The sequence below is a fragment of the Photorhabdus stackebrandtii genome (genome assembly GCF_011189495.1).
In the GTDB taxonomy this organism is placed as follows: domain Bacteria; phylum Pseudomonadota; class Gammaproteobacteria; order Enterobacterales; family Enterobacteriaceae; genus Photorhabdus; species Photorhabdus khanii.
The window spans coordinates 1-9,876 of the sequence record NZ_PUJV01000048.1; the positions used below are offsets into that span (position 1 = coordinate 1).

A 9,876-nucleotide genomic window follows, 5' to 3' on the forward strand; every position below is an offset into this window, starting at 1 on the left:
GCGATATTGACCGCCCCATTATCACCGGATGTACCTATAACGCCCTTAACCGTCCGCCGCTAAATTTACCGGCGGAAAAGACCCGCACCACGTTCAGAACCAAGACCCATAAAGGTAATGGTTTTAACGAATTACGTTTTGAGGATGAAAGCGGCAGCGAGGAAGTGTTTATTCATGCCCAGCGGGATATGAATACGCAGGTTCTGAATGATGAAACCCGTAATATCGGGCACAACCGGACACACCATATCAAACATGATGCCCATTTACGCATTGATAATGAGTACCGCGTACAGGCGGGCAATGATATTTCCCTATCTACGGGGCAGAAACTCCATATCAAGGCAGATGACGCTCTGTTAACTCAAAGCGGTAATGAAATTCACCTGAGTTCCGGCGCTAAAATCGTAATTAATGCTGGCAGTGAACTGACCCTACAGGCCGCCGGGCACTTCCTTAAAATCGATGCGGGCGGTATTACCAGCAGTGCGGGCATTAACTTTGGCAGTGGATCACCCGGCAGCGGTTCAGGTTGGGGTGGCAAACTGCCGGATAGGCTGGACAAACTGAAACAGGCGAGTGTCGTACAGGCAGAAAAAGCCCTGACGGCACCGTTGGAAGAAATCTGTCTGACCTGTCTGATGAAAGCAGAACTGAATGGCACGGCAATGGTTATCAGGGGGCAGTCATGACTCCGGAATTACAGAAAAAATGGAGTGAATACAGAGAAATACATCCCGAAATGAAATGGTATGCCTTAGTCAATGGCCTACAGTATGAACGTCATTTTGCTGAGGAGATTAAATATATCGTCGGCACAAATAATCCCCTGTTCCGGCAATACCCGGATGCCAAAATTGCGTTCGCGGGGCCATGGTTGTTTGATATGGCTTATGCGAAATCATGGGAAGAAAAGTTATCTGCGCTGGAAAAGGTTGCTCCTTCGGTGTCCTGGCTACACACCACGCTGTCTTTGGACAAACTGACCCGTCACCTTGAAAACTACCTGAATGTTGAGCTGGAAACGGGGGAAACGGCATTGCTGCGTTTTTACGATCCCCGCATTTTGCATCAAATCCGGGATATTTTCGGCCCGGAGCAATTGTCGGCATTCACTGACGGTATTCATGAGTGGGTGTATTTATTTGATAACAATGATCATTTCGTAAAAGGAGCCTAGCGATGATAAAACTCAGCAAGGAGCAGGTCGCTAAATTTATTGATGCGGAAGATGAGGCTTATGTGACCCATACCCGACAACGTATTCTGGCAGAGCAAGGTGCATTAGTCGAAAATGAAAGTGAACACAGCCTGCACAAGCGGTTAAAGGCCGCTTATCTGGATTTGATTGAGATGGGGTTTAAGGATGAAGCGTTGATCCGCTCTTATTTATATTTCGTTGCGTTTAACCGTGATTTTCACAGCTCGCCAGCAATCCAGAATATGTTGGACGCTGGCGATAACCCGGAACAACAATACCGTGATTATTTGCGGGTTATGGATAATTTATTGAAAAGGAGAAATTGATATGCCATTACCACTTCTTGCACCAGCGGCTCCCGCTCTTTTAGCTGCTGCTGAATGGACACTGGCTGCTTGTGCAGCGGGATTAGCCGCCGTTGGTGTGATGGAAAGCACCAAAGATAGAGAAGGTGAACAAGACAAAGCAAAAGCGGATACACAAACAATTGCTTCGTCCCGTACCGAATGTGAGAAATGTCCGGCAATTGGGAACGTTACGATGGTTTGGGAAAAAACCACATCGTATTCAGAAATAACCATTACCTACCAAACAAAAATTGCCGGGACGATATACAACCCTGAATTAAACATAATTGAAACTTGGTTATGTATGGATACAAATTTTGATGGTTGGAAACCTGCACAATGCTTATTTCTTGAGGCTAAGGCTAAGTATGACCAGTTTTTCAAAAATGGAATACCTATGGATTGGTGGAAAATAAGTAAAAGCGGGGATAGATCCATGACGACTCAAGTAGAAAAGCAGCAAGAAGTATGCATTACATTAAATGGAATCCCAAATTCTCACTGGCATTTTATGCAACCTATAAGCTATGCCTATTATTTATAAAAATTTTCTATTTATCCCAATATTAAAGTATTTCATACTATTTAACATTTAAGTAAGGGTAAAAATAAATGACTACGTTATCATTAAATATGAAATTATATACAGATTGGAAAGAACCATTAACTCCAACAATAGTTCTTACCGATTTATATAAAATTACACAACAAGTAGATATATTTTTTGGACGCCATAAAACTTGGTATTTACCAGGAGATACTCGTCAAGAATCTTTACAACATATCGCTTTTGATCAGCAAGGAGCAACAAAAGAAGCAATAAAAGAGTTTGAAGAAGATTATACAGAAGAAAATCCTATAGTTATTAAAGGGATTTGGGATGGTGAAGATGATGACCATTCATGTTCAATTTGTTATATGAATTATCGTCGAGATCGGTTAGGACAAACCCAAATAGATTTTCATATATCTATTGAAGAAAATGAACTTCAGCTATCACGATTAATCAACTTTATTAATTTTCTGATTTCTACTCATAGTGCACCTTACATTATGGTAGAAAACAATGCATATAGAATAAAAAGAAAACACATTTTCCCAGATCGTTTAAGTGCAGGCTGGATGCTCTATTTACCAATTGAAATAGACCCAACTTTAGTTCCAATGGCAGAAGAAATAATACCTGTTTCTGATAAAAATGACAAAAAAGGCTCATTGATTACCACAACAAAAGATATCTTTGATATTGAAAACCAGGAGCATATCAATAAAGCCAATGATATTGAAATCTGCTTGCGGGATTTACAAATATTACCGCTGATAACAGAGATATAACTATGGCAAGCAAAGCAGTTATCCGATTAAACGACCTAACCGATCATGGTGGTAAAGTCATTACCGCCATTGATAATTGCGTGTATCAAGGCGTACCTGTTGCTGCTAAAGGTGATTTAGTCAGCTGTCCTAAATGCAAAGGGGTTTTCCCTATTGTGGAAGGCAGTAATGACTTAAAGCATCAGGGAAAACCTGTCGCATTAGAAGATATGCATACGGCATGTGGCGCAAAACTAATTGCCAGTCAGAAAGATTTTCTCGCTTAATGAGACGACAATCATTTTGGCTTATTTAGGGCAACACTGACGCGCTGCGCTTGTCTTCTCTATTTTACCGGGCTAATACATTAATTCGGTAAAACGGAGAGCCGAGAAAAATACCGTGATTATTTGCAGGTTATGAATAATTTATTGAAAACGAGAAATTGATATGCCATTACCACTTCTTGCGCCAGCGGCTCCCGCTCTTTTAGCTGCTGCTGAATGGACACTGGCGGCTTGTACTGCGGGATTAGCCGCCGTTGGTGTGATAGAAAGCACCAAAGATAGAGAAGGTGAACAAGACAAGGCAAAAGCGGATACACAAACAATTGCTTCGTCCCGTACCGCATGTGAGAAATGTCCGGCAATTGGGAACGTTACGATGGTTTGGGAAAAAACCACATCGTATTCAGAAATAACCATTGCCTACCAAACAAAAATTGCCGGGACGATATACAACCCTGAATTAAACATAATTGAAACTTGGTTATGTATGGATACAAATTTTGATGGTTGGAAACCTGCACAATGCTTATTTCTTGAGGCTAAGGCTCTGTATGATCAATTCTTTGAAGATGGGTTACCCAAATGGTTTTATGCTGAATTTAAGAAAAAACCGACAGATAAGACCGGGCTTGAAAGCATGATATGGCAAGCAGAAAGACAAAATAATGTATGTGCTTCATTAAAAAATATTCCTAAATCACATTGGCATTTTCTGCAACCAGTATCTTACGGATATTTTACCAAGGCTTTTGCTAAATTTATTAATATTAAAACATTTAATACACCTTAAATGTGGATATTTATTTTAAAATTAGGATTAAAAAGATGAAAATAATACACGCTAGAATAGAAATGTTTTATGATTTAAAAGAAAAAATAACACCGGAATTAGCATTGGATGACACATACTGCATCATGCAACAAATAAATAAGGTATCTAATAGTTCAAGTAGATGGCATCTACCAGGATATGATCTAGACGAAATAAAAGCAAATAATGTTTTTGATGAAAGTGGCATTACTGAATATGCTATAAATCAATTCAAAGAAAGTTATGATGAAGGTTTTAAATCTATCATAAAAACATTATTTGATGTTCCAGGTGATGTAAAGTTAAAAAATAGAATCATGTATTCAAGCCGTGACTATGATAATAGGCTAGGAAAAACGGATGTAAGCATTGATCTTAGTTTCGAAAAAGAAAAATTTAATCATTCTAAGTGTATTGATTTCGTCACTTCTTTAGTTAGCAACCATTACTCTCCAATAATCATGATGGATGTCAGAGGATATTCGCTAAAACAAAAACAAGTTTTTCCAGATAGGGTTTATGCTGGTTGGATGCTCTACTTGCCAATTGAAATAGACCCAACTTTAGTTTCAATGGCAGAAGAAATAATACCTATTTCTGATAAAAATGACAAAAAAGGCTCATTGATTATCACAACAAAAGATATCTTTGATATTGAAAACCAGGAGCATATCAATAAAGCCAATGATATTGAAATCTGCTTGCGGGATCTACAAATATTACCATTGATGACAGAGTTATAAATATGACAGACAGAGCCGTGATCCGTTTAAACGACCTAACCGATCATGGTGGTAAAGTCATTACCGCCATTGATAATTGCGTGTATCAAGGCGTACCTGTTGCCGCTAAAGGTGATTTAGTAAACTGCCCTAAGTGCAAATGTGAAAAATGTCCGGCTATTGGAAAAATTACTATGGTTTGGGAAAAGACTACATCATATTCAGAAATAACCATTGCCTACCAAACAAAAATTGCCGGGGCGATATACAACCCTGAATTAAACATAATTGAAACTTGGTTATGCATGGATACAAATTTTGATGGTTGGAAACCTGCACAATGCTTATTTCTTGAGGCTAAAGCGAATTACGATCAATTTTTTAAAAATGGGGAACCTAATGGTTTTTATCGTAAGATAAAGTTAGGTAAGAAAAAACTGTCTGGACATGATAGTATGTTGAAGCAAGCCAGAAAACAAAATGAAGTATGTATCGCATTAAATAACATTCCAAAATCTCACTGGCATTTTCTACAACCTGTATCTTATTCATATTTTATAGAAGCTTTTGCTTCATATCTCAATATTAAAACTTTTAATACTATGATGTCTTAATAACCAGAATAATTTATAGGAGAATTGAAATATGTTCATTATACACCCAAGAATAAAATTATTTTATGATCTTAGAGAAGCCATCACACCGGAATTAGCATTGGCCGATACGTATCAGTTAATGAATCACATTAATAACCTCAGCAATAATTCAAGTGGTTGGCATTTACCTGGGTATAGTGAAGAAGAAATTAGAGAAAATAGCGTATTTAATGAAAATGGCATTACTGAATATGCTTTAAAAGAATTCAGGGGAATTTATGAGGATGACGGAAGATCTATTATAGCGTCACTGTTTGATAATCCTATAATTGATAATTCTGAAAGTGAAAAATTAGAAAATAATATTACATATATTGGTCAAGATGATATTTATTCTAATCCTAATAGATTGGGGAAAACTAATATATCTATTAATCTTGCACTTGAAAAAGAAAAATTCAACCTTAAAAACTTTATCGATTTTATTAAAAATTTGGTTTCTCATAGATATTCTCCATTTATTATGACATATACTAGAGGCTATAGATTAAATCAAAAACAAGTTTTTCCAGACCGCCTAAGTGCTGGCTGGATGCTCTATTTACCAATAGAAATAGATCCGACTTTAGTTCTAATGGCAGAAGAAATAATACCTGTTTCTGATAAAAATGACAAAAAAGGCTCATTGATTATCACAACAAAAGACATCTTTGACATAGAAAACCAGGAGCATATTAATAAAGCCAATGATATTGAAATCTGCTTGCGGGATCTACAAATATTACCGCTGATAACAGAGATATAACTATGGCAAGCAAAGCAGTTATCCGATTAAACGACCTAACCGATCATGGTGGTAAAGTCATTACCGCCATTAATAATTACGTGTATCAAGGCGTACCTGTTGCCACTAAAGGTGATTTAGTCAGCTGTCCTAAATGCAAAGGGGTTTTCCCTATTGTGGAAGGGAGTGATGACTTAAAGCATCAGGGAAAACCTGTCGCATTAGAGGGGATGCATGTTGACAACAGAACAACGCCGCATAAAGGAGCAGGAAGCTCAGGTCAAACGTCTGGAAATGGAGAAAGCCATTTTAAAACAGACGGCTGTGTTGATGAGCGAGATGCCCGACAAATTTACACGCGTATCACACAGCTGAGTGATGACTGGCCTGTACGGTCCTTTGTCAGTTACTGAAAGTTTCGCCTAGTGCGTGCTTATTATGCCTGACGGTTGTCGATTGAAATTAAGAAGCCGTATCAGAGCGTTGCATCAGGAAAGTCGTGGTGCAGCCGATAGCCGGACGTTGAGTCATTTTCCACCACGTCAGCCCGGCAGTTTATAAAAAGACAGATAAATGAAGAACTGAGCATCCGCGCTTAAATCAGCCCACTATTTCAGGCAGAGTCTTACCGCCATCCTATGCCTGAAATAGACTTTGCGAAGCGATCAATGTCGCCCCACAAGAGGTTTTCATCCCCTCCAGTGCGTACATTTGCCCATTAGAGCTAACTATACCCGGCGTACCTTCCACGATGGTTTGACTACCACCACATTTGGGACAAGATACCGCATCCCCAACCCGGGCCGCTTTCTTCCCTAACACCTCAAAACCGCCATCACCGGCCAGCACCTTGCCACCATGCGAAGTCGAATCTCCAACCAAAATAATGGAACGCAACATCTTTTACCCTCTTAACTATTAGTTAAATATTAATTTCAGCTTATAACGTCTGGCTATCATGGCGTTACAACTTGATTAAAACAAACCAACCGAAACCAAACTCTTTGAAATGACTAAAATAATCATGTTACCTGAACACCTATAAAATTTACGTCATTCACTGTTTTAAAACGAAATTTACACATCTTTAAAATATCAACCTTGATGTTTATTAGACTGAAATATAAATTAACATTAATATTTGGATGCAAAAGAGACAAGTGTAAATATGAAAAATTTTGAAGACTTCTACAGGGCAGCACTTTCGCAAATAAAGCACGATATGCATAACGCGGCACAAGAGCATCCACACCTCGCCCCATTTACCCCCGAATCCGGTGACCCGGATATTCTCCGGTTACTGGAAGGTTTTGCGCTGCTGACTGCCGGTCTTCAGCAAAAAATTGATGATGGTTTTCCTGAAGTGATCAACCCTCTTTTACGCAAGGTATGGCCGATACCGTTACATCCTATCCCTTCAACCAGCGTTATCCAGTTAGATATTCAACCGGGCAGCATGACGGAAGCCACACATGTTGCCAAAGGCAGCCAAATTTCCGCCATACAACATAACCAATCCATTGCATTCAGAACCACCCAAGATATCAGCATTGAGCCAGTTACCTTGATCCATAAAACTCTGACACACCGCGAAAACAAAAGCCTGATATCGCTGACCTTTCAATATCATGGGCAAACTCCCCACTGGAAGACAGGGCCAGTCATGCTTTTTCTCGGAGAAGATCAAAAACTGGCGTCTTTACTGACAAAATACCTGGATCAGTCGCTGGACGACACTTATCTGAAAACATCCCTTACAGAGAAAAAGATGTGGCTGTCTATCGAGAGCGCTCCACGGATGAAGGAAAATTTGGTACTGCCGAGACCACATGACTATTTCTGGCCGTTGCAGGTGTTATACGAATACCTCTATCTGCCACATGTTAATGACTTTATGTCATTTGATTTATCGGAGGAGATCTCTGAGCTCCCTTTGGGCGAAGATAAGCAATTCACCCTTATCTTGGAATTCGACTGCAACATTCCCATTGAGGACATTACCCCCGCATTTATTCCGCACTGCGTACCGGTTATCAACCTGTCTTCGACCAGAACAAAACCGATAGCATTTGAAAAGGGCAAATCGTGTTATGTATTGGCAGCAGATGAAATCTTTAGTATTGATAACGTTAAACTCCAATCTGAACCAGAAGAAATCGCTGATGGATCTGACCACCGTGTTCCCCTTATCGACAGTGCGCAGCTGACAGCCCACCATTTCGCCGAACCCGGTGACAACATATTGCTGTTTAACCCTATACGGGAAGAATCGCCATTTGGGGGCAGTCAAATTAATCTCACGTTTTATGATCATCAGGCAAAACCCGTAACAGAGCACCATTATCGCGACTTTTACTGCCAATATCAGAAACTTGATACACAAGCACGAACACTGGACATCGGGCAAATCTGTATATCCAGCGAGGAGATACCCAGCCATATTCAGGCCAAAAATATCGTGGCGGCGTCAAAAGATTTTCCTGCCGTAGTCAATAGTCATCAGCATTGGCCGATACTATCCTTGTTGTCGATTGGGCCATTTTTTCTCGGCCATATTGATTCCGTCAGATCGCTGGTCAAACAACTGGATACCTTCACACATCTGGACGCCCCGCGTAGCCGGCATATTCAGCGCATGGCCGAGGGTCTCAGTAAAATCTACATTGAACCTTTTTATCATATGGAGAAGGGTATTCCTGTGAGGGCCCAGAAAATCACACTGCGCATGACACCAGAGAATTACGAGCACGAAGGCGAAATGTATGCCTTTGCCAAAACATTACATACCGCCTTCTCCCTCTGCCTGGTCGAAACAAGCCTTCACACATTAACCGTCATCAATGACGATACCGGTGAATACTGGGAATTTTACAATATGCCCGGGCACCAGAAGCTTATGTAACATCATTGAGGAAAAATTATGAAAACCGGACTCCGCTTTTCCTGCACTATCGGCAACCTGGCACCCATGACTTTTACGGTCGTCAATTTTACGTTAGATGAAGCGCTTTCATCGTTATTTACCCTGTCTCTGACATTAGCGGCACCGCGTTCCGATATTGATACGGATACCCTCCTGCTCCAGACCGCACAGTTTACCGTCACCCGTGACGAGAATCCGCAACGTGAAGTGAAAGGATTGGTTGAAAGTGCGGTTATTGGAACCACAAACCGGCATCAAACCCTGTATCACCTGACAGTCAGACCCGAAATGTGGCTGCTGACCCTTGATCAGGACAGCCGCATCTATCACCAACTCAGCGTTCCCGAGATTTTACACAGCCTACTGAAACAGAAAAAACTCAGGGCCAATATGCGTTTTAATGACCCTCATTCAGTACGGGAATACACCACCATGAAAAGGGAATCATCCTATGATTTCTTTACCCGCCTTGCGGCAGAAGAGGGGATTTTCTTCTGGTTCGCCGATGATGGACTCCATGTGAGCGATAGCCATTTAAACATGAGAGCACCGGATACGCTGATCTACAACCCGGACGTCACCAGCGCAATAGCAGAAAATGTTATCTCCAAATGGTCTTTTGGCTCCCACATGCGCCCTGAATCCATTTCCCAAAAAGACCGGAATTATCACAACCCCAATTATGCCTTGCAGCATAACGCAACAGATTTTGAGGCAGAGAGCAGCACGCCATTTCATATCTTCGAAAGTTACGGGCGTTTTCAGAAAGACAAAGAGGGCATTCCATTTACCCAATACCGGCTGGAAGCTTTACGTGCCGACAGCAAATCCGGGCAAGCGGACAGTAACTGTATTCGATTAATGCCGGGCAGGATCTTCACGTTAACCCAC

The 9,876-nt window shown here is 40.7% G+C and carries 13 protein-coding genes and 1 pseudogene; 13 read left to right on the top strand and 1 reads right to left on the bottom strand.

Annotated features, from left to right (window positions below; all coding sequences use genetic code 11):
- The 11 genes and pseudogenes from C5470_RS20535 to C5470_RS23080 all read left to right on the top strand — a co-directional run.
- The coding region (locus tag C5470_RS20535) for a bacteriophage T4 gp5 trimerisation domain-containing protein (RefSeq protein ID WP_422631097.1) at positions 1–692 on the top strand (692 nt) is incomplete at its 5' end.
- Positions 689–1,180: a DUF4123 domain-containing protein gene (locus tag C5470_RS20540; protein ID WP_036844129.1), complete on the top strand. Its 492-nt coding sequence runs from the start codon at positions 689–691 to the stop codon at positions 1,178–1,180. The genes C5470_RS20535 and C5470_RS20540, both read left to right, overlap by 4 nt.
- Before the next feature lie 2 nt (positions 1,181–1,182).
- On the top strand, positions 1,183–1,527 hold the full coding sequence (locus C5470_RS20545; protein WP_166291591.1) for a hypothetical protein: 345 nt from the start codon (positions 1,183–1,185) through the stop codon (positions 1,525–1,527).
- A 1-nt stretch (position 1,528) separates the two neighbouring features.
- Positions 1,529–2,092 carry a restriction endonuclease fold toxin 5 domain-containing protein gene (locus tag C5470_RS20550; RefSeq protein WP_166291593.1) on the top strand — a complete coding sequence of 188 codons (564 nt, stop codon included), beginning with the start codon at positions 1,529–1,531 and terminating at the stop codon, positions 2,090–2,092.
- Between the two features lie 68 nt (positions 2,093–2,160).
- Positions 2,161–2,883, top strand: coding sequence for an immunity 52 family protein (locus C5470_RS20555; RefSeq protein WP_166291595.1), 723 nt, complete (start codon positions 2,161–2,163; stop codon positions 2,881–2,883).
- 2 nt (positions 2,884–2,885) lie between these two features.
- Positions 2,886–3,149: a PAAR domain-containing protein gene (locus C5470_RS20560; RefSeq protein ID WP_166291597.1), complete on the top strand. Its 264-nt coding sequence runs from the start codon at positions 2,886–2,888 to the stop codon at positions 3,147–3,149.
- Positions 3,150–3,312: 163 nt separating this feature from the next.
- Entirely contained in the window at positions 3,313–3,939 is a 627-nt protein-coding gene (locus tag C5470_RS20565) for a restriction endonuclease fold toxin 5 domain-containing protein (protein ID WP_166291598.1), read from the top strand.
- Between the two features lie 35 nt (positions 3,940–3,974).
- The gene (locus C5470_RS20570; RefSeq protein ID WP_166291600.1) at positions 3,975–4,703 is read left to right on the top strand and encodes an immunity 52 family protein; all 729 of its coding nucleotides are present in this window, start codon (positions 3,975–3,977) and stop codon (positions 4,701–4,703) included.
- Positions 4,704–4,705: 2 nt separating this feature from the next.
- Positions 4,706–5,296 carry a Tox-REase-5 domain-containing protein gene (locus tag C5470_RS20575; protein WP_166291602.1) on the top strand — a complete coding sequence of 197 codons (591 nt, stop codon included), beginning with the start codon at positions 4,706–4,708 and terminating at the stop codon, positions 5,294–5,296.
- 31 nt (positions 5,297–5,327) lie between these two features.
- A complete protein-coding gene (locus C5470_RS20580; RefSeq protein ID WP_166291603.1) occupies positions 5,328–6,083 on the top strand; it encodes an immunity 52 family protein in 756 nt (251 codons plus the stop codon).
- A gap of 2 nt (positions 6,084–6,085) precedes the next feature.
- A pseudogene (locus tag C5470_RS23080) lies at positions 6,086–6,295 on the top strand (PAAR domain-containing protein); the annotation flags it as partial.
- A gap of 403 nt (positions 6,296–6,698) precedes the next feature.
- Here the strand turns inward: C5470_RS23080 and C5470_RS20590 are convergent.
- Positions 6,699–6,962 carry a PAAR domain-containing protein gene (locus tag C5470_RS20590; RefSeq protein ID WP_036844142.1) on the bottom strand — a complete coding sequence of 88 codons (264 nt, stop codon included), beginning with the start codon at positions 6,960–6,962 and terminating at the stop codon, positions 6,699–6,701.
- A gap of 268 nt (positions 6,963–7,230) precedes the next feature.
- Here C5470_RS20590 and C5470_RS20595 point away from each other — a divergent pair, with 268 nt between their 5' ends.
- Both C5470_RS20595 and tssI read left to right on the top strand, forming a co-directional pair.
- Positions 7,231–8,964, top strand: coding sequence for a type VI secretion system baseplate subunit TssF (locus C5470_RS20595; RefSeq protein ID WP_071992950.1), 1,734 nt, complete (start codon positions 7,231–7,233; stop codon positions 8,962–8,964).
- A gap of 18 nt (positions 8,965–8,982) precedes the next feature.
- Positions 8,983–9,876: type VI secretion system tip protein TssI/VgrG (gene tssI, locus C5470_RS20600; protein WP_166291607.1), on the top strand; the 894-nt coding region annotated here is incomplete at its 3' end.

What these genes read in the sequence shown, in the direction of transcription:
- C5470_RS20540 (WP_036844129.1), top strand. Translation starts at nt 689, where the DNA reads ATGACTCCGGAATTACAGAAAAAATGGAGTGAATACAGAGAAATACAT.
- C5470_RS20545 (WP_166291591.1), top strand. Translation starts at nt 1,183, where the DNA reads ATGATAAAACTCAGCAAGGAGCAGGTCGCTAAATTTATTGATGCGGAA.
- C5470_RS20550 (WP_166291593.1), top strand. Translation starts at nt 1,529, where the DNA reads ATGCCATTACCACTTCTTGCACCAGCGGCTCCCGCTCTTTTAGCTGCT.
- C5470_RS20555 (WP_166291595.1), top strand. Translation starts at nt 2,161, where the DNA reads ATGACTACGTTATCATTAAATATGAAATTATATACAGATTGGAAAGAA.
- C5470_RS20560 (WP_166291597.1), top strand. Translation starts at nt 2,886, where the DNA reads ATGGCAAGCAAAGCAGTTATCCGATTAAACGACCTAACCGATCATGGT.
- C5470_RS20565 (WP_166291598.1), top strand. Translation starts at nt 3,313, where the DNA reads ATGCCATTACCACTTCTTGCGCCAGCGGCTCCCGCTCTTTTAGCTGCT.
- C5470_RS20570 (WP_166291600.1), top strand. Translation starts at nt 3,975, where the DNA reads ATGAAAATAATACACGCTAGAATAGAAATGTTTTATGATTTAAAAGAA.
- C5470_RS20575 (WP_166291602.1), top strand. Translation starts at nt 4,706, where the DNA reads ATGACAGACAGAGCCGTGATCCGTTTAAACGACCTAACCGATCATGGT.
- C5470_RS20580 (WP_166291603.1), top strand. Translation starts at nt 5,328, where the DNA reads ATGTTCATTATACACCCAAGAATAAAATTATTTTATGATCTTAGAGAA.
- C5470_RS20590 (WP_036844142.1), bottom strand. Translation starts at nt 6,962, where the DNA reads ATGTTGCGTTCCATTATTTTGGTTGGAGATTCGACTTCGCATGGTGGC.
- C5470_RS20595 (WP_071992950.1), top strand. Translation starts at nt 7,231, where the DNA reads ATGAAAAATTTTGAAGACTTCTACAGGGCAGCACTTTCGCAAATAAAG.